This is a genomic window from Pontibacillus yanchengensis, assembly GCF_009856295.1.
Taxonomy (GTDB): Bacteria; Bacillota; Bacilli; order Bacillales; family BH030062; genus Pontibacillus; species Pontibacillus yanchengensis_A.
Genome location: NZ_WMEU01000002.1, coordinates 90,990 through 111,326 on the forward strand (window position 1 = coordinate 90,990; position 20,337 = coordinate 111,326).

The 20,337-nt window shown below is 38.1% G+C and carries 18 protein-coding genes; 13 read left to right on the top strand and 5 right to left on the bottom strand.

The genetic code is table 11. The features are described 5' to 3' along the window. Positions 1 to 16 precede the first annotated feature (16 nt). The 3 genes from GLW08_RS07625 to GLW08_RS07630 all read left to right on the top strand — a co-directional run bounded on the left by GLW08_RS07625 (position 17) and on the right by GLW08_RS07630 (position 2,460). A complete protein-coding gene (locus GLW08_RS07625) occupies positions 17 to 700 on the top strand; it encodes a metal-dependent hydrolase (RefSeq protein ID WP_160848013.1) in 684 nt (227 codons plus the stop codon). A gap of 128 nt (positions 701 to 828) precedes the next feature. After that, entirely contained in the window at positions 829 to 1,065 is a 237-nt protein-coding gene (locus tag GLW08_RS21620) for a hypothetical protein (RefSeq protein ID WP_202410153.1), read from the top strand. Between the two features lie 81 nt (positions 1,066 to 1,146). After that, on the top strand, positions 1,147 to 2,460 hold the full coding sequence (locus GLW08_RS07630; RefSeq protein WP_160848014.1) for a DRTGG domain-containing protein: 1,314 nt from the start codon (positions 1,147 to 1,149) through the stop codon (positions 2,458 to 2,460). A gap of 150 nt (positions 2,461 to 2,610) precedes the next feature. Here the strand turns inward: GLW08_RS07630 and GLW08_RS07635 are convergent, their stop codons facing one another. Next, positions 2,611 to 2,910 (bottom strand): YtpI family protein, encoded by a 300-nt coding sequence (locus tag GLW08_RS07635; RefSeq protein ID WP_160848015.1) that lies wholly within the window; start codon positions 2,908 to 2,910, stop codon positions 2,611 to 2,613. Positions 2,911 to 3,040: 130 nt separating this feature from the next. Between GLW08_RS07635 and GLW08_RS07640 the strand changes: the two genes are divergently transcribed. Next, a complete protein-coding gene (locus tag GLW08_RS07640) occupies positions 3,041 to 3,994 on the top strand; it encodes a DHH family phosphoesterase (protein ID WP_160848016.1) in 954 nt (317 codons plus the stop codon). 248 nt (positions 3,995 to 4,242) lie between these two features. Here the strand turns inward: GLW08_RS07640 and GLW08_RS07645 are convergent, their stop codons facing one another. The 3 genes from GLW08_RS07645 to GLW08_RS07655 form a co-directional block, all read right to left on the bottom strand. Next, entirely contained in the window at positions 4,243 to 4,437 is a 195-nt protein-coding gene (locus GLW08_RS07645; RefSeq protein ID WP_160848017.1) for a hypothetical protein, read from the bottom strand. Between the two features lie 104 nt (positions 4,438 to 4,541). Further along, positions 4,542 to 5,060, bottom strand: a complete 519-nt coding sequence (gene ytrI / locus GLW08_RS07650) for a sporulation membrane protein YtrI (protein ID WP_160848018.1) — start codon at positions 5,058 to 5,060, stop codon at positions 4,542 to 4,544. Further along, a complete protein-coding gene (locus GLW08_RS07655) occupies positions 5,060 to 5,395 on the bottom strand; it encodes a YtrH family sporulation protein (RefSeq protein ID WP_160848019.1) in 336 nt (111 codons plus the stop codon). Before GLW08_RS07655 ends, ytrI begins: the two co-directional genes overlap by 1 nt. A 228-nt stretch (positions 5,396 to 5,623) precedes the next feature. On the opposite strand from GLW08_RS07655, the gene dnaE reads away from it, so the two are divergent. From dnaE to GLW08_RS07695, 8 genes are all read left to right on the top strand, one after another. After that, positions 5,624 to 8,965, top strand: a complete 3,342-nt coding sequence (dnaE, locus tag GLW08_RS07660) for a DNA polymerase III subunit alpha (RefSeq protein WP_160848020.1) — start codon at positions 5,624 to 5,626, stop codon at positions 8,963 to 8,965. 201 nt (positions 8,966 to 9,166) lie between these two features. After that, a complete protein-coding gene (locus GLW08_RS07665; RefSeq protein WP_160848489.1) occupies positions 9,167 to 10,375 on the top strand; it encodes an NAD(P)-dependent malic enzyme in 1,209 nt (402 codons plus the stop codon). A 40-nt stretch (positions 10,376 to 10,415) separates the two neighbouring features. After that, positions 10,416 to 11,039 carry a FadR/GntR family transcriptional regulator gene (locus tag GLW08_RS07670; RefSeq protein WP_202406303.1) on the top strand — a complete coding sequence of 208 codons (624 nt, stop codon included), beginning with the start codon at positions 10,416 to 10,418 and terminating at the stop codon, positions 11,037 to 11,039. Positions 11,040 to 11,124: 85 nt separating this feature from the next. Continuing rightward, entirely contained in the window at positions 11,125 to 11,985 is an 861-nt protein-coding gene (gene accD, locus GLW08_RS07675) for an acetyl-CoA carboxylase, carboxyltransferase subunit beta (RefSeq protein WP_160848022.1), read from the top strand. After that, positions 11,982 to 12,947, top strand: a complete 966-nt coding sequence (gene accA / locus GLW08_RS07680) for an acetyl-CoA carboxylase carboxyl transferase subunit alpha (protein WP_160848023.1) — start codon at positions 11,982 to 11,984, stop codon at positions 12,945 to 12,947. The genes accD and accA overlap by 4 nt, the downstream gene beginning before the upstream one ends. A gap of 308 nt (positions 12,948 to 13,255) precedes the next feature. Then, positions 13,256 to 14,215, top strand: a complete 960-nt coding sequence (gene pfkA, locus GLW08_RS07685) for a 6-phosphofructokinase (RefSeq protein WP_160848024.1) — start codon at positions 13,256 to 13,258, stop codon at positions 14,213 to 14,215. A 69-nt stretch (positions 14,216 to 14,284) separates the two neighbouring features. Next, the gene (gene pyk / locus GLW08_RS07690) at positions 14,285 to 16,045 is read left to right on the top strand and encodes a pyruvate kinase (RefSeq protein ID WP_160848025.1); all 1,761 of its coding nucleotides are present in this window, start codon (positions 14,285 to 14,287) and stop codon (positions 16,043 to 16,045) included. Between the two features lie 923 nt (positions 16,046 to 16,968). After that, a complete protein-coding gene (locus tag GLW08_RS07695) occupies positions 16,969 to 17,361 on the top strand; it encodes an FxsA family protein (protein ID WP_160848026.1) in 393 nt (130 codons plus the stop codon). Between the two features lie 73 nt (positions 17,362 to 17,434). Here GLW08_RS07695 and ytvI read toward each other — a convergent pair whose 3' ends face one another. Next, positions 17,435 to 18,559, bottom strand: a complete 1,125-nt coding sequence (gene ytvI, locus GLW08_RS07700) for a sporulation integral membrane protein YtvI (protein WP_160848490.1) — start codon at positions 18,557 to 18,559, stop codon at positions 17,435 to 17,437. Between the two features lie 579 nt (positions 18,560 to 19,138). Here ytvI and citZ point away from each other — a divergent pair. Beyond that, entirely contained in the window at positions 19,139 to 20,254 is a 1,116-nt protein-coding gene (gene citZ / locus GLW08_RS07705) for a citrate synthase (protein WP_202406304.1), read from the top strand. Positions 20,255 to 20,337: the final 83 nt, after the last annotated feature.

A 20,337-nucleotide genomic window follows, 5' to 3' on the forward strand; every position in this document is an offset into this window, starting at 1 on the left:
AAAGGAGAGGTTATTCATGAACGTATCTTATCATGGACATTCAGTAGTAAAGATTGAAACAAATGAAAAGACAATTCTTATTGATCCATTTATTACTGGTAATGGGAATTGTGATTTAGATGCAAGTACGGTAAAAGCTGATGTAATACTACTCACTCACGGTCACAACGACCATGTTGGTGATACGGTGGACATAGCGAAGCGAAATGACTCCTTCGTTGTAGCTCCATTCGAACTGGCTACTTATTTAGGATTTAAAGGGTTGAATACACATCCAATGCACATCGGCGGAGCTCATGAATTTGATTTTGGTAAAGTGAAGCTAACCCAAGCTTTTCATGGATCAGCCTATACAGAAGACGAAAATCAGCAAATTGTTTATACTGGCATGCCTACTGGAATTTTATATACGTATGAAGGTAAAACATTATTCCATGCAGGCGATACAGGGTTATTTTCAGATATGAAATTAATTGGAGAGCGCAATGACATTGATCTTGCTTTCCTACCAATTGGCGATAACTTTACTATGGGACCAGAAGATGCTTCTGTTGCAGCAGAATGGTTGCAGGCAAAACAAGTGGTTCCGATTCACTACAATACGTTCCCACTAATTGAGCAAGATGGTCAAGCATTTGCCACTTCCTTACCAAATGGAATGGGTAAAGTCATGGAAGTAGGAGAATCAATCGAATTATAAATACTATTAAGCTGGCATCTCACATGAGGTGCCAGCTTTTTGTATGTTAGTAGGAACTATAAACGAATGAACACATAATAAGAATCATACATTAGGACAAGGAGACATTAATAAAGGAGGAGTTTGGTGTGAGACAAAATGCCATTCTACGTTTAATGCTAGCTTGTTTCTTGTTATATGTTGCATGGCCATATCTACGAGTACAGGGGAGTCCAATAGGTTCTTATTTTTGGTTAACATGGCTTTCTTTCTTTTTACTGGTTGCAGGTGCAAACTTGGCTATAATACTAAGAATTCCTAATAAGATGGACGTTTCGTCACCGTCTCATGAAAAGAAAAGGCAACAATCCTATGGAAAAAATTGAAGCTTCTTTCATTCATCTGTATAATAACAATAGACTAACAAATGACTAGTACAGTTTAGAATAGAAAGATTGGTGAATGAAGTGGCTACGAAGCATGAACAAATACTTAATCATATAGATTCTTTAACGGTAGGTAGTAAAATCTCGGTTCGAGGTATTGCGAAAGCGTTATCGGTTAGTGAAGGAACAGCATATCGGGCTATTAAAGAAGCGGAGAACCAAGGTCTTGTAAGTACAATCGAACGGGTAGGTACCATTCGAATTGAACGAAAACAAAAAGATAACATAGAAAGACTAACTTTCGCAGAGATTGTTAATATTGTGGAAGGTCAAGTGTTGGGGGGAAGAACTGGTCTCTACAAAACCTTAAATAAATTCGTTATTGGAGCGATGAAACTCGATGCGATGATGCGTTACACGGAGGCGGGTTCATTACTAATTGTTGGGAATCGAACGAATGCTCACGAGTTAGCTTTACAGGAAGGGGCAGCTGTACTAATCACCGGTGGCTTTGATACAGACGAGCATGTTAAGCGTCTCGCAGATGAAAAGGAGCTGCCAATCATATCTTCAAGCTATGATTCATTTACGGTAGCCACGATGATCAACCGAGCCATTTATGATCAAATGATCAAAAAAGAGATTGTACTAGTAGATGACATTTACACGCCACTTGATAGGTCCTACTTCTTATACATTGATGATAAGGTGGAAAAATGGCACGAATTGAATGAAGAAACGATGCATAATCGGTACCCTGTTGTGGATTTCCAAATGAGGGTGGTTGGAATGGTAACGTCAAAAGATGTTATTGGAAAAGAGCGAAGTGTTTCTGTTGAGAAAGTCATGACACGTAATCCAATGACAGTGCAAACGAAAACCTCCTTAGCCAACGCTGCTCACATTATGGTTTGGGAAGGAATCGAAGTAATGCCTGTTGTTAACCAATCACATAAAATTCAAGGAATAATTTCTCGACAAGACGTTTTAAAAGCCCTTCAACACATTCAACGTCAGCCGCAAGTTGGTGAAACCATTGATGATTTAGCAACTAGTCAACTAGTAGAATCAGTGGATGATAAAGAAGAAACCATTTATCAGACTGAAGTAACACCTCAAATGACAAATCAGCTTGGAACGTTATCCTATGGTGTTTTTACCTCTCTTGTTATCGGGGCAAGTAGTCGCTTGCTTCACCACTACAAAAAGGGAGATCTTGTCGTAGAGAATTTGTCTGTGTACTTTATCAAGCCGGTACAGCTAGAGAGTATATTAGTTATAACTCCTAGAATTTTAGAAGTAGGACGGAAGTTTGCAAAGTTAGATGTAGAAGTATTCAATGATGGAGCTTTAGTAGGTAAAGCGTTACTCATGGCTCAGCTTATTGACAAGTAAGCAGAATAGGAAGAGAACAGCTCTGAAGCCAAACATGACTAACTATAAATATAAAGAAAAGAGCTTGGATAACAATCCAAGCTCTTTAGTGTTCTTTATTCTGTTAACTAGTTTGTTTGTAGAGTTGAAGCTCCATAAGTAGGGTTTCCATTACGCACTTGAATCTGCACGTTCATTGATTTGTTTTCCATAAAATTTGGTGGTTTTCACTCCATAGACTAATTGCATGATGCCAAGTACGAGTAATACCAAGCAAATATATAACGCTATTTTTGTTTGGTAGAAGGCATATTGGTTTATTGCAAATGCTATTAGCAGGGTGCCTAAGGCAATGCGAGCTTTGGAGTTTGTGTACTCTTGATATAAAGGGTCATTTTGTCGAAGGATAGACACTTTAAAATATAAATACAATGTAGCTGAGAGTACAATTATAATTGGGAAAATTACCATTCATCATCGACCTTTCTAAATATATAACTATAACTCTACTCATTGTATCGGTATTCACAAAATTATGCTACCGGTTTTTTTCATGATATGGTTTAATGGGAGATAAGGATTAAAGGTAAGGAGACTAGTTATGAGCAAACAAGAGATCGTGGAATTAATTGAAAAGTATCAAACGATTATTGTACACCGCCATGTAAGACCAGATCCAGATGCATTGGGATCTCAAGGTGGTTTGGCGCAGCTAATACGTGATACATACCCTGAAAAGAAAGTGTTTGAAGTCGGTGAAGAAGAGGAGTCACTAACTTTCTTAACAAAAATGGACGACGTAAGCGATGAACAATATCAACAAGCATTAGTGATTGTTTGTGACACAGCCAACCAAGCTAGAATTAGTGACCAGCGTTACAATATGGGAGAAAAGCTGATTAAAATTGATCATCACCCTGTTGTAGATGCATATGGAGATGTTCAATGGGTGGATACGACTGCGAGCTCAACTTCAGAAATGGTATATGAGCTGTTTGAGGCAGGTAAGCCAAGTGGGTTAACTCTTACCCAAGAGTCTGCTCGGTTATTATATGCAGGTATTGTAGGAGATACAGGGCGCTTTTTATTCCCTAGTTCTACAAAACGAACGTTACAGATTGCAGCAGATTTAGTTGCTTATGATTTCGATCGCCCTGAATTGTATGAAGATATGTATAAAACACCTCATGATATTGCACGTTTAAAAGGATATATCTTGCAACATTTCACTGTTTCTCCTTTAGGATTAAGTACTGTGAAATTATCAAAAGAACTTCTAGATGAATATGGAATTACCCCCTCACAAACGTCAAGTCTAGTAGGTGTTCTTGGGGATATTGAAGGAATTATTGCATGGGTAATATTTGTTGAGGAAGAAACACAAATAAGAGTGCGATTGCGTTCTAAAGGACCAGTTATCAATGAAGTGGCTGCAATGTTCGATGGTGGTGGTCACCCAATGGCATCAGGAGCAACAATTTATTCCTGGGACGAGATGGACCGAGTAACTGCAGCCCTTGAAAAAGTTTGTAAAGAGTATCAAAACAAGGCATAAGTAGAATATTAAGAAACATATAAAGTATTGTGGCTACGTCCAGTTCACCGCTCTTCGTGTTTCCTTTATCTCATATAGATACAAGGGAGTTCTGGAGTAATGGAGGTAAATCGCTGCATCGTGCAGCAACATTGAACCAACCCACGTCCTGTAGGCAGCAGTTTGTATGTCGCTAGCAGGGCGCTTGCGCTTTTTTTACACAAAATAAAACGTCTGGGGCCCCCAGACGTGCATCTATGTTTAAGAAATCATTGAGCTTGTTTCTGTTTAGGTATAAACCAGCATCCGCTATCCGTTTCATCCATATACACGGGCAGGTTTTGGCGTTCTAGTTCTCGTTTGACTAGGCGGATGAGTTCTTTTGATTCAGCATATGCTGTTTGCCCGTTGACAATTCTTTGGATTTTATCCTCGACCAATCTTCTACGGTTCATGATAAGCATCTTCCCTCACCCCTTTCGTTGCAATACTTATCTTCATCTTTATTGTATAAAAGAACTACCAAAAAAGCTATCGTTTTCAGAATCTTTCACACATTGTTCATTATTTACCTTTTGGTTGGAATAATATTAACTCCGATTTTTAGGTCTTGAGATAGGACAATTCGTTCCACCTTAAGTTCATATAGTAGATCGTCGATTTTGTACCGTTTATTTTCGATAGATGTATATAGGAGAGAGACGTTTTCAGATAAACTTGTTATACTTTTTCCAACTAAATCAGGAAGTTGCTCCTTGGTTAGTTCTCTTAGTTTATATACGGTGAGCCGGTCAATTGTGTGCTGACTGAGTAGCTTTTTTTCATTGAGGAATATGATTTCAACAGAGTGTATTTTGATTTTCTCTTTCTGCTTTTCGTCTAATTCTTTTTTATCTTCACTAAGCATTGAGTATTGCTCTTCTAAATCATTTATGTCTTCTCTTAATTCCATGTTTTCTTTTATCCATCTTTCAACGTAAGTACCATACATGAAAAGAAAGACTGCGTATGCGATTATACCTCCTAGAAAAACTCCAGCTAAGAATCTCTGCCAATTCCTTTTCTTATAATATGGAGGAATATGCATTATGTGATTTCCTCCTGTATAAGCCACTCAATAATGAGTAGTGCAGTCTGCACGCCCCCCATGGCTGATATGATACAAACGATTTGTTTAAACATATCAATTGTGGATCCTTCAAAAAGTCCCTTCTCAAAAGTTGTAATCGCATCGAATGTACCTCCTATCGCTGCAACAATTGCCCAAATTCGTAAGCTTTTCGCCAGACGAGCTATATATGTGTAAGGGGCTTCTCCGGCTGCAAATGCCCCGATACTTCCAATTAGAGTGCCTCCAATCATAACCCCTAGTGCAATAAAATAATATTGAAAGATGGTTTCAAAAAAGCGTTGTTCTTCCATAATTGGACCCTCTCCTTAAGGTTTGTACATAAGTCCTTATTGTATGTCTATGGAAGGGGAGGGGGTGGTATGTCAAGGATTTCGTTCCATCTGTGTTACGAAGTAAAGGGGGGGGAGATGTAGGCTTGTCCATTTTTTGCCTAAAAAACGTGAGGTTCGTGTTTTCCTATTAGCATGCAGATACGCTATAATGAAACAATAATTAAACTTAGAGGCGGGAGAATCATTATGGATTTTGTTCACTTACAGGTTCGAAGTGGATATAGTTTTATGAAAAGTACCAACACCATAGAAAAAGTTGTTGAACAAGCGAAACAATATGGATATACCTCCCTTGCTCTTACTGATGAAGGTGTCATGTACGGAGCTATTTCGTTCTACCAAACCTGTAAGAAACACGGGATAAAACCGATTATTGGGCTATCTGTGCCTATTTTTATAGATGAAGAACAGGTTGATGAGCTTGTTTTATTAGCTCAGGATCAGCAAGGTTATGAAAATCTTATGCAACTGAGTAGTTATGTTCAAATGTCAGAGGAATATGTAGAACGAAGAGAACTTTCACAGTACACTAAAGGTTGTATTGGCATTTTGCCTATCTATAACTCTCATTTACAACCCTTCATCTTACATAATCAGCGTGATGAATTAAGTAAGGAGTTAGAACAGTGGAAGCATGTTATAGGACCTTCTGATTTTTATTTAGGTATAGAAGACCATGGTTTAGAAGGGGAGAGGCACTTACAGGTAGCAATTGAACAAGTCTTACCAGCCATTGAAACCCCAATGGTTGCATTAAATGATGTTCGATATATAAAAGAAGACGATGCACTAGCTTATGATTGTTTACAGAGCATTCGTAAAAATGAACATTGGTCACAACAAATTGAAGATCATTCCATTAAGCATCGGCATCTTCGAAGTATGGAGGAAATGTACACTCTTTTTGGAGAGTGGTCTAAAGACCTACTTGAAAACACAAAAGTGATTGCTGATCGTTGTAATCTTGATCTGATTTTGAATCGTATGATGCTTCCTGAATATCCTGTCCCACATGAAGTAAGTTCTGCAGATTATTTAAGGCAGCTTTGCGAAAAAGGATTAAAGCGTCGGTACACTTATCCAAATGAAGAAATCACATCAAGACTAAGCCATGAATTACAGGTCATTGAAACGATGGGATTCAGTGATTACTTTCTCATTGTTTGGGACTTTATTACCTATGCCAAAAAACATAATATATCTACAGGACCAGGTCGTGGGTCTGCTGCTGGGTCACTCGTATCATACTTACTGGGGATTACAGAGGTCGATCCAATAGAGTATGATTTATTATTTGAACGTTTTTTAAATCCCGAACGTGTCTCTATGCCAGATATTGATATTGATTTTTCTGATGTGAAGAGAGATCAAGTTATCCAGTACGTGATGAATAAATACGGTGCTGACCATGTCGCACAAATTATCACATTTGGTACATTTGGCGCTAGGTCGACTATCCGTGAATTAATTAAGGTGATGGGGGTAGACAATCAAGAAGCGAGTTACTTAATGAAATTCATACCCCAAACAACGTCACAATCCATTGTTCAGATTGTACAAGATTCTAAGGATTTACAAGCATATATTCAACAATCACAAACATTAAAACGGCTATTCAAGATTGCTGCTAGACTTGAAGGACTTCCAAGGCACGCTTCTACACACGCAGCAGGGGTGATTATTAGTAAACAACCATTGATGAAGCATGTTGCACTAACGGAAGGACATGATAGTGTCCCGTTAACGCAATATGCTATGAATGAGTTAGAGACAATTGGTCTATTAAAAATGGACTTCCTTGGTTTGCGTAACTTAACGTTAATCGAAAAGATGACACAGACTATTTATGAGAATGAGGGGAAAGACATTCAATTCAATCAAAAAGACATGGTTGATGAGAAGACATTTGCTTTACTAAGAAGTGGTAAAACTACTGGGATTTTTCAGCTCGAATCAAAAGGGATGAAAGATGTATTAATGCAGTTACGACCTACTCACTTTGAGGATATTGTAGCTGTAAATGCGCTTTACCGACCTGGTCCAATGGAATATATTCCAACTTATATTCGAAGGAAGCACGGTAAAGAATCTGTATCATATCCACATCCCGACTTAGCCCCTATACTAGAAAAAACATATGGTGTATTAGTTTACCAGGAACAAATTATGCAAATCGCGAACAAAATGGCTGGGTTTTCTTTAGGGCAGGCAGATTTATTAAGGAGAGCGGTAAGTAAAAAGCAACAGGATATGATGGCTGACCAAGAAAAAGCTTTTGTAGCTGGATGTAAGGAAAACGGGTACTCAAAAGAAGTTGGGGATCAACTTTATGAATGGATTGTACGTTTTTCAAACTATGGGTTCAACAGGAGCCATGCTGTAGCATACAGTGTAATTTCCTATCAATTGGCTTTTTTAAAAGCCCATTACCCTGCGAGTTTCATGGCAAAATTAATGAGTACAGTTTCGTCAGACAAAATATTAAGCTATCTTCGTGAAGCAAAGGAATTAGGAATTATTGTTCAACCACCATCTATTAATCAAAGCTTCGGCAAGTTTACCGTGGAAAATGGTCAAATTCGCATGGGGCTTGGTATGATTAAAGGGGTAGGGAGAAATGCGATTTTAGAAATCCTTCAAGCACGAAAGCAGAAGCCTTTTTTGAATCTATTTGATTTTTGTAGACGTGTTTCTTTAAAAGTCATTAATCGTCAAGTACTGGAATCGTTAATTTTAGCTGGCTGTTTTGATGAAACGTTCGATAACCGTGCTTCTTTGTTGGCTAGCATTCAACATGCGATAGAGCAAGGAGAGCTATTTAGCGATATGAATGATCAGGAGTCCTTATTTGATGATGAGATAGAATTAGACGCTACTTATGTAGAGTCAGAGCCGTTTGATATATTAAAACGCCTTTCATTTGAAAAAGAAGTGCTTGGTATGTATGTTTCCTCTCACCCTTTAGAATCCTATCGGTCCATGTTAAGAAGTTCAGGTTACCTTTCTTTGCAAGATGTATATAAATCTGTAAAGAAGAAACGACTCAAGGCAGCTGTAGTGGTAGAGGAAATCAAAACCATTCGTACTAAAAGAGGAGACCCTATGGCCTTTCTCACCTTTATAGATGAAAATTCAGAGATGGAAGCTGTCATTTTTCCAGACGTATTTCGAGATGTGAAAAGATGGCTGGTAGAAGAAATGCTTGTTTTTATAGAGGGAAGAATAGAAGATAGGAACGGTAAACAACAATGGATTATCGAAAGTATTACCCCTTTTGATTCAGAGAGCTTACAAGGAGCTACACAACAAAGGTTATTTTTGAAAATAGAAGAAAGAGAATCAGACAGCATCACTCGCTCCATTAAAGTCATATCCAAACGTTATCCTGGAGAAGTTCCGATAATACTCTATTACGCTGTAAGGAAGGAGACATTTAAGTTAGCTCATGACTATTCGGTATCAGCAAACCGAGAATCCATTGAACAGTTTAAAGAACTGTTAGGTGAAGCTAACGTTGTTCTAAAATGAACAACAAGTATCAATTGTAGAATAAAGCAATTCTTTTACATGCTTGCGTTATTCTATGCTTTACAAGCAAAAGCCATTTGTTATAATGAAGTAGATTAGTGGTCAGACCACTTAACGCCAATAATTATAAATAATATAAATACTCTTTATTCATAAAAGGAGCGGATTTCTTTGTCAAACATTCGCGAAGAGGCACTACATATGCATCGTGTTCATAAAGGTAAATTAGCTACTCATTCTAAGGTACCTGTGAGAAATAAGAAAGATTTAAGTTTAGCTTATTCACCTGGTGTGGCTGAACCTTGTAAAGAAATATACGAACATAAGGAATCTGTATATGATTACACAATGAAGGGAAATATGGTAGCAGTTGTAAGTGATGGTTCTGCTGTTTTGGGCTTAGGGAATATTGGGGCGGAAGCCTCTTTGCCAGTTATGGAAGGAAAGGCTGCTTTGTTCAAGAGCTTTGCTGGTGTGGACGCCTTCCCAATTTGTTTAAGTACTAATGACATCGAACAAATTGTACAAACAGTTAAATTGATGGAACCAACGTTTGGAGGAGTGAATCTTGAAGATATTGCCGCTCCAAATTGCTTTATTATAGAAGAACGTTTGAAGAAAGAAACTAACATACCTATTTTTCATGATGATCAGCATGGAACAGCCATAGTAACTGTTGCTGCATTAATGAACGCTCTGAAACTTTCAGGGAAAAAATGGTCAGATATAAAAGTGGTAGCGAATGGTGCTGGAGCTGCCGGTATTGCTATTATTAAACTTTTATATCATTTCGGAGTGCGTGACATTATCATGTGTGATTCTAAAGGTGCCATTTTTGAAGGGCGTAGTTATGGTATGAATGGTATTAAAGATGAAATCGCCAAAATGACGAATAAGGACCGACAAGAAGGAAAGCTAGAAGATATGATGGATGGGGCAGATGTGTTTGTAGGTGTTTCTGTTGGAGGGTTATTATCCAAGGAAATGGTCCAAAATATGAATGATGACCCTATTATATTTGCCATGGCCAATCCAGAACCTGAAATTATGCCAGACGACGCTAAAGAAGCTGGTGCCAGTGTTATTGGTACGGGCCGTTCTGACTTTCCGAACCAAGTAAATAACGTATTAGCCTTCCCCGGAATCTTCCGTGGAGCACTAGATGTAAGAGCTACGAGAATTAATGAAAAAATGAAAATTGCAGCTGCAGAAGCAATTGCATCTCTAGTAAGTGAAGAGGAACTTAATGCTGACTATGTCATCCCAGCACCTTTTGATCCTCGAGTAGCACCTGCTGTAGCAGCTAGTGTTGCTAAAGCCGCAATGGATTCCGGTGTTGCACGTCACCATGTCGATCCTGAAGACGTAGCTGAGAAAACAAGACAGCTTGCATTAATCGATGAATCCTAATTCAAGGATTTGATGGAAGGAGTGATCCTAATCAGTGACAATGCCATCTAAATCCAAAGTGTATGAAGAGGTATTGAAAGAGCTCCGTCGCTTTATTGAAGAACAAGGATTATCTCCGGGAGATAAGCTTCCCTCAGAACGAGAGCTAGCTGAAAGATTAAACGCTGGCCGCTCTTCTGTAAGGGAAGCTTTGCGTGCAATGGAGCTTCTTGGTCTTATTGAAACAAGAAGAGGTGAAGGGACGTTTCTTAGTTCTTATCAGCCGTATCATATGGTCGAGATTCTGTCAGCATTCATCCTACAAGAGGCTAAAACGAAAGAAAATCTCAAAACTACCAAACAGCTAATAGAAAAAGAAGCGTTAAAGATAGCAAAACAACATTTAACAGAATACGACTATGAAGTGTTACAATATAAAGTTAATCAGTTTGAACCAGGGACTGAGACATTTCATTATGATTTTTTCTATACCATTTTCGATGTAGGAGAAAATCAATTGCTAATGAAAATATGGAGGCTCATGGAAGAGTTTTCACGTACATTTCATAAGCCAGCCTACGATATAAATCTTTATAAACGTTTAGTGCAAGCCCTCTATGACCAAGATGATATCCAAATAGAAACACTAAGCCAGCAACTCTATCAGGAGAAATTGTCGAAATAAAATAGACATCGTTCTACAACACTTTTACCGTACAATAGCTAAAGTAGGATAGAAAGGCTCTATTTGTTTTAAAGGAGGAATCCCCTTGCTTAAAGACTTTTTTAGCAAGAAGAAAAAATATGCATCGATTCCAAGGGAAGAAGCTAAACAAGATATTCCTGAAGGCTTAATGCAAAAATGTCCAGATTGTCATAAAATCTTCTATCGAAAAGAATTGAAAAAAAACTTAAATGTATGCCCAAATTGCGAATATCATCATCAAATGACAGCTTATGAGAGAATTGACAGCTTGTTTGATGAAGGTACTTTCGAAGAATGGGATCAAGAAATTATATCTGAGAACCCTTTAGGATTCCCTGAGTATTTAGAGAAGTTAGAGAAAGATCGTAAGAAGACAGGATTAAATGAAGCCGTCGTAACAGGTAAAGCAACTATGGAAGGAATGGAAACAGCGTTTGCTGTCATGGATTCTCGTTTTCGCATGGGAAGCATGGGATCTGCGGTCGGCGAAAAGATTGCTAGAGCCGTTGAGCGGGCCAGAGAACTACATATTCCCTTCATTATCTTTACTGCTAGTGGTGGAGCACGTATGCAGGAAGGCGTTTTGAGTTTGATGCAAATGTCCAAGACATCTATTGCAATTCAACGTTTTAATGAAGCTGGAGGATTAATGATTTCTGTGATGACCCACCCAACGACAGGTGGCGTTTCGGCTAGTTTCGCCTCAATCGGTGATTATAATTTCGCAGAACCAGGCGCTTTGATAGGATTTGCAGGACGTCGTATTATTGAACAAACAATTCGTGAGGAATTGCCTGAGGATTTCCAGACTGCAGAATTTTTATTAAAGCATGGACAACTTGATCAGGTTATTCCACGACATGATATGAAAGATGTTTTATCAACTCTTCTAGACCTTCATGCAGAAGGGAGTAAGCCATCATGAAACAAAAACAAGTTTTAGAGTTTGAAAAACCAGTCATGGAGCTTCGTGAGAAAATTGCTGAACTGAAAGAATTCACAAGTGAAAGTGACATGGATTTAACAGATGAAATTCGGACACTAGAAGCTCGATTAGTTAAGGTTGAAGAAGATGTTTATGGAAACATGAAGCCATGGGACCGTGTTCAGATGGCTCGTCATAGCGAACGTCCCACAACACTAGATTATATTCATGAATTGTTTACGGATTTCCTTGAATTTCACGGAGATCGGTTATATGGGGACGATGAAGCTATTGTAGCAGGGATAGCGAAATATAATGAGCAACCAGTTACGGTAATAGGCCATCAACGTGGCAAGGATACAAAAGAAAATATTCGTCGTAACTTCGGTATGCCTCACCCTGAAGGATACCGTAAAGCTTTGCGCCATATGAAACAAGCAGAGAAGTTTAACCGTCCGATTGTTTGTTTTATTGATACAAAGGGTGCTTATCCAGGTAAAGCTGCTGAAGAAAGAGGCCAAAGTGAAGCCATCGCTCGTAATCTTATGGAAATGGCGGGGCTTAAAGTACCTGTTATTTGTTTCGTAATCGGTGAAGGTGGTAGTGGTGGAGCACTAGGTCTTGGAGTAGGAGACCGGATTCACATGCTTGAGAACTCAACTTATTCTGTTATCTCTCCTGAAGGGGCAGCCGCCTTATTATGGAAGGATTCTGGTCAAGCTCAAAAAGCTGCAGAAACGATGATGATTACGTCTTATGATCTTAAAACTTTAGAAGTTATAGATGAAATAATTCCAGAGATTAAAGGTGGAGCACACCGTGATGTGAAAACGCAAGCTACCTATATTGCTCCAGTACTTGACCAATCTCTCAAGTATTTAAAAAGTTTAACAACAGAGGAATTACTTGAGGAAAGATGGGAAAAGTATAAAAAGATTGGTTCCTACACTACGGATTTATAAAATGAGCAACACCTGAGCGTGCAATTGAAACTTGCACGCCTCTTTAGTTTTACATAACAAGAGGGAATATTTTTATAGACCAATGTATGAAGAAAATCTTTTAGCAATAAATACTTCCTTTAGTGATATCCCCTAAATGATTTAAAGTCATTAAGCGCTTGCATTTATTTTTTCTGAAGATTAATGAAGTTCTAACTTTTGTTGATTGATGGTTTATGGTTGTCAAATAAAGCGTTTAGCATTATCTTTGAATGGGGAGAGAACAATTAGAAGAATGACAATGATATAGTTCAATGAGGTGATGAGGGATGAAAAAGATTGGTGTGTTAACCAGTGGTGGAGATGCGCCTGGTATGAATGCTGCCATTCGTGCAGTTGCGCGTAAATGTATCTATCATAATGTAGAAGTATATGGTGTTTATTACGGGTACCAAGGCCTGATTGAAGGTCATATTGAAAAAATGGAATTAGGTTCTGTTGGTGACATCATTCAACGTGGAGGTACGACTCTTTATACAGCGCGTTGCCCGGAATTTAAGACAGAGGAAGGCCGAGCGAAAGCTATTGAGCAATTAAATGCCCATGGAATAGAAGGCTTAGTTGTTATCGGTGGAGATGGCTCGTTTATGGGTGCGAAGAAATTAACAGAGTTAGGTTATCCTTGTATCGGTGTTCCTGGTACGATTGATAATGATATTCCAGCGACAGATTTCACCATTGGGTTTGATACGGCTTTAAACACAGTGATTGAAGCAATTGACAAGATTCGTGACACGGCTACTTCACACGAACGTACCTATGTTATTGAAGTTATGGGTCGTAACGCTGGAGATATTGCGTTATGGGCTGGATTGGCTGATGGTGCAGAAACTATTATTATCCCTGAAGTGAATGACAGCTTTGATGATATTGTAGAACGACTGAACCGTGGGCATGAACGCGGAAAACGCCATAGTATTATTATTGTGGCTGAAGGTGTTGGTTCTGGTTTTGACTACGGTAAACGTATTCAAGAAGCTACAGAATTAGAAACACGTGTGACAGTGCTTGGACATACTCAACGTGGTGGATCACCAACTGCATTTGATCGAGTGTTAGCTAGTCGTTTAGGGGCTCAAGCAGTTGACTTATTGCTCGAAGGAAAAGCAGGTCGTATGGTGGGTATACAAAATAATCAATTAGTTGATCATGATATTATTGAAGCGTTAGAAACCAAGCATGAACTTGATTTAAGTATGTATAAGCTATCAAAGGAACTATCTATATAAGACATCCTCAAGACTGTGGGAACGATCTCAGTTTACAATGTAATATATGGATGAGGAGGATATAAGAATATGAAAAAGACTAAAATTGTTTGTACGATTGGACCAGCATCTGAGTCAGTAGAAACATTAAAAGAGTTAATTGAAAATGGAATGAACGTAGCACGATTAAACTTCTCCCATGGTGACTATGAAGAGCATGGCCAGCGTATTGAAAACATACGTGAAGCTTCTCGACAAACGGGTCAAACAATAGGTATTTTGTTAGACACAAAAGGTCCTGAAATTCGTACAGGAATCCTTAGAGATGAGGAAGTTTATTTAGAAAAAGGCGCTATTGCTCGTGTCACAATGGACGAGATTGAAGGAGATGGAGAGCGTTTTTCTGTAACATATCCTGGATTGATTGATGACGTTCATGTAGGTGGCAAAATCCTATTGGACGATGGATTAGTTGAGTTAGAAGTTCTTGAAATACTTAAAGATCAGAATGAAATCAAAACGCGAGTGCTAAACTCCGGACCACTAAAGAATAAAAAAGGTGTTAACGTCCCAAATGTCAGCGTAAGTCTACCTGGTATTACAGATAAAGACGCCAATGACATTATCTTTGGAATAGAGCAAGGAATTGACTTTATTGCAGCATCATTTGTACGACGTGCATCTGACGTCTTAGAAATTCGCGAGCTTCTTGAAAACCATGGCGCAACGCATATTCAAATTATACCTAAGATTGAGAACCAAGAAGGTGTCGATAACATTCGCGAAATTATCGAAGTCAGCGATGGACTAATGGTAGCACGTGGCGATCTTGGTGTTGAAATTCCTGCAGAAGAAGTACCACTAGTTCAAAAGGAATTAATTCGCCAGTGTAACACTGCTGGTAAGCCAGTTATCACAGCAACACAAATGCTAGACTCTATGCAACGTAACCCTCGTCCAACGCGTGCAGAGGCAAGTGACGTAGCGAATGCTATCTTTGATGGTACTGATGCTATTATGCTAAGTGGTGAGACTGCTGCGGGAACGTATCCGGTTGAAGCTGTAACAACGATGTTTAACATTGCTGTTCGTGCTGAAACAGCTTTAGATCATCAGGTTATTCTAAGCAACCGTTCTCGTACAAGCGATATGACTATCACAGATGCTATTAGTCAGTCTGTAACACATACAGCAATGAACTTAAATGTAACTGCTATCTTGGCTCCTACTGAAAGTGGTCATACAGCACGAATGATTTCTAAGTATCGTCCAAAAGCACCTCTAGTTGCAGTTACCTTTAATGAGAGAGTACAACGCATGCTTACTCTAGTTTGGGGCGTTCAAGCTGTAATGGGCGAACCATCTGAAACAACGGATGATATGTTATCTGTTGCAATTGATAGTGGTCTGAAAACGGGTGAATTTAACAGAGGAGATCGTGTTATTATCACAGCAGGTGTTCCAGTCGGCGAGAGTGGTACAACGAACATGATGAAAGTTCATGTAGTTGGAGACGTTCTTGCAAAAGGACAAGGCATTGGTAAGAAGTCTGCATACGGTAATGCAACTGTTGCCAAAACAGCTGATGAAGCGATTAACAAAATCGAAGATGGTGAGATTTTAGTAACCATTAGCACGGATAAAGATATGATGCCGGCCATTGAAAAAGCGAGCGGTATCGTAACCGAAGAAGGCGGTCTAACATCTCATGCTGCAGTAGTAGGCCTAAGCCTTGGTATTCCGGTTATCGTAGGTGTGAAAGACGCTACAAATCTTGTCAAAGATGGAGAAGAAATCACAATCGATTCTTCACGCGGAGATATCTACGAAGGACATGCAAGCGTACTGTAAAAGAAGAGGATTTTCCTCTTCTTTTTTTATGAAAGTTGAAATGCAATTAATAGGTGAAAGAACCTATACTTATTCCACAAAAGTCTCATTATCCTGAAGACTTGGGTTCGAGATAAATACCTTTATTAAGCGGGTTGTTTCCGATACGTTAATACGGAATAAAGGTAGCCGTGGAACAACTCCCGTCCTGCCGGCGAGCTGGCAAGCTACCTTCGGGGAAAGCACCCTCAGGGGATCTTGCCCACCTCTTTCTCCGGCGGGAGTCTCCTTGTTCCCAGGCCACCTTTGCTTTTGTTGAAATGAACGGAAACATGGCGTTAAGCCAAACGAACGAAAAGATGGGCCGGGAAATTGGGGGGCGGTCGCTCCGAAACTTGAAAATTTGCTCGCAACCGCTCCTCCAGAGCATCCCCAAAACAGCGGTCGCTCCTATTTTGAAAAAGTCGCTCTAAAATGGGCAAGAGTCGCTCCAAAGCCCATGTTTTTATTGCAGTGATATGACAAGTCCCTGTGCTGTATTATGGAGACTACAGTGAAAATACAGATGTGTCGAGGCCCCTCAGGGCACGGTTTTGCCTGAGGAGACGAATGATTTCACTGGAAGTTCGACTAAGATTGTCACATCCAGTGCAAACTCGAACGACCATACGTCGTGTAGTGTCGCAGGAAAACGAGCTAATTTCCCAGCCAATCTTTTCTCCTACTTAACACAACGGAAACACCCCACTCACCCAAACTATCTCGATTTCGATTTCAATTTCAAGCCTTCCACATTATGCCTCTTATATGGAATATCACATTAGAAAAACTATTATTTATTATGGTTATATACTTTAAATATAGTTGTAAGTTAAACGAATCGCCAATATAATTTCTTTCGTGTATAATAGGGAGAAGAATGTTAGCTGGAAAGGAAGATTGTTTTGTTTCGCTGGTTATTGTTATTAATTATTATTGTACCGGCTATGGAAATTGGAATATTAGTTTGGGCAGGCAATTTGATTGGACCCTGGTGGGTTATCTTATTGATTATTTCTACAGGTATTCTTGGAGCTTATTTAGCCAAGCAACAAGGTTTAGAAACTTTAAATAGAGCGCGTGATAATATGCAAATGGGGATGACCCCTCAGGATGAGCTTATTAATGGTGTCTGCATATTAATTGGTGCTGCTGTTTTACTGACACCGGGTTTTATAACAGATGCTATTGGATTTACATTGTTACTACCTGTAACACGTGAACCTATTAAAAAAGGTCTTATGAAAGTTGTTAGAAGAATGATGGATAATGGTACAATCACGGTTTTTAGAAAATAATAGAAGAATAAAGTTAGTAAGATTCTAAGACTAAATAAAAAGCCATATCATCGCGATATGGCTTTTCTATGTTTTATTTATGCTTAGGCACCATAATAAAGTTCCATATTTCTTGTAACACACCTGTTTGGAATAAGGTTTTGACAATGACAAGAAAAACTGGCCCAATAATCAAGCCTAAAAAGCTGAATAGTTGATAACCTACGAAGAGAGAAATAAGCGTTGCTAATGGGTCCAAACCAATGTTAGTAGATAGCACTTTTGGTTCCATCATTTGACGTTGAATGATGACTACTATATATAAAATAGACAATCCAATTGTGAGAAAGTAATTTCCTGTAAAGAACATAAAGATGATCCATGGAACAAAAATCAAACCTGTACCTAAATATGGAAGTAAGTCTACAACCCCTGTAATAATAGCAATTGTGATAGCATAATCGACCTGTAGGATCAGAAGCCCAATTAATACGATGATTGCTGTGATAGAAATGAGTGTGAATTGCGCTTTCATAAATCCAAATAAAGCGTTTTGTAAACCTCTAAACACATTCCCACTCGAACTCATAATCTTGTCTGGGGTTAATGATTTTATTTTATTTCCCCATCTGTACCAGTCTTTACTAATAAAAAATGTTCCTAATAAAGAAAATACCAAGACTGTTGCAAAATCAGGAATTTGCGATAGTTTTTCAGGAAGCCATTTTAATATACTTTCAAGCAAATTAGCGCCACTTGCAGCAATGTTACCTCCAACATTTTCGATTTGTTTCATAATTTCCTTCTGGTGGTTTGGATCTAGAGTGCTTAACATAGATGTTAATCTCTCATATATAGGAATGATTTGGGAAGCAATTAAATCTTCGAAATAGTTCACTAATGTAGCAAAATCTTCAGGGATTCGTTCAGATAAGTATAGAGTGCCATTTACAAGTTCAACAATTAATAGCGTAATAATACCAATTATTATACCTAAAATAACTAAAATAGAAAGAAATACAGCTACAGGTCTAGGCATCCTTCCTTTTGTCTCTAGTATATTCACTAAAGGGTTCATAATAAAAGCTATCGCAATTGCAATCAGGAAAGGGTATGTGTATTGAGTGAATTGGACAATAATAAAAAGTCCAAAAACAATAATACATGCCACATATAAAAAGCGAGCAATTCGCCAAAAATTAAGCCAAAACTGATCCATATCCATAAATGATAAACGTCCTTTCTCGTTATAATTAAGCTATTTTATATTATTTCGATTCAGGATAGAGGAACTCCTTCAAGATGTAACGGGATAGAAGTATCTATATACGTATATGCAATTAAAGGAAGAAAATATGGATAAATATAACTATAAAGGGAAATTGGAGTTTAAATACTACTAGGACAGTGAAAAATCTTAATATATAAAGAAACTACTATGGTTTTATATATTAAATGAAGAATAAATCGTTGTTTAGTTGTACCAAGTCCTTTTTTGCCAAGCATTTAGTATAAATTTATTAATATATATATGCTGAAGTTTTGGAACCTAAAATATTTTGCGTTATTAGTAAACATTAATCAGACAATAAACGAAAGGCATAGAAGCTTTCTCTTTTTTGTAGAAGAGTTTTTTAAGTGAATTAAACGGTTTCAATTCACAAAAATCTGATATTTGTTTATAATTGAAGGTGGGGATAAATTCCTGAAAAAATTTTAATAATCATGTTAAGCGTTTTCTTATTTTACATAAGAGCGTATATGGGGAAACTATTCATGAAAAAGGAGAGAAACTATAATGGCAATGACAAAGGGTCTAGAAGGAATTGTTGCAACAGAATCATCCATTAGTTCCATTATTGATGACAAATTAACCTATGCAGGGTATAACATTGATGATTTAGCTCAAAATTCAAGCTTTGAAGAGGTTATCTATCTTCTTTGGAATAAAAAGCTTCCAACTAAAAGTGAATTAGATCAACTTAAGAGTGACTTAGCTAAAGAAATGTCTATTCCACAACACGTGGTAGAGCATCTTAAGTCTTATGATTTAAGCACTGTTCATCCAATGGCTGCATTGCGTTCTGCCGTTTCTATTCTAGGTTTACATGATGAAGAAGCAGACGTCATGGAAGATGAAGCGAATCAACGCAAAGCAGTTCGGATACAAGCTAAAATTTCTACCGTTGTGACTGCTTTTGCTCGAATTCGAAAAGGACAAGAACCAGTTCAACCAAAAGAAAATCTGAGTTTTGCTGCAAATTTCTTATACATGCTTAATGGAGAAGAGCCGAAAGACTTAGAAGTAGAGGCAATTAACAAAGCATTAGTCTTACATGCTGACCATGAATTGAATGCGTCAACATTTACCGCTCGTGTATGCGTTGCAACTCTATCTGATATTTATAGTGGTATCACAGCTGCAATAGGTGCCTTAAAAGGACCTTTACATGGTGGTGCTAATGAAAGAGTTATGCAAATGCTTACTGAAATTGGTGATGAAGATAAAGCCATTGATTACATTAAAGAAAAATTAGAAAACAAAGAAAAAATCATGGGTATGGGACACCGTGTATATGAAACTGGCGATCCACGTGCTAAACACTTAAGAGAGATGTCTAGTGAGCTTACTAAGATTACTGGGAACTCTAAATGGTACAATATGTCTGTTAAAATTGAAGAATTTATTAAAGAAAATAAAGGCTTACCGGCAAACGTTGATTTCTATTCTGCATCAGTTTATCACAGTTTAGGAATTGATCACGATTTATTCACTCCATTATTTGCTGTGAGTCGTACTTCTGGATGGTTAGCTCACATTCTTGAACAATATCAAGATAACCGTTTAATTCGCCCTCGTGCAGAGTATGTAGGGCCGAAAAATCAGACATATACCCCAATTGAAGAGCGATAAAAAGAAGAAGAAACTTAGGATTCTTTTCTGAGTTTCCAAGTAATTTTTGCTTCATCTATTGCTAATATCGTATGATGTTACAT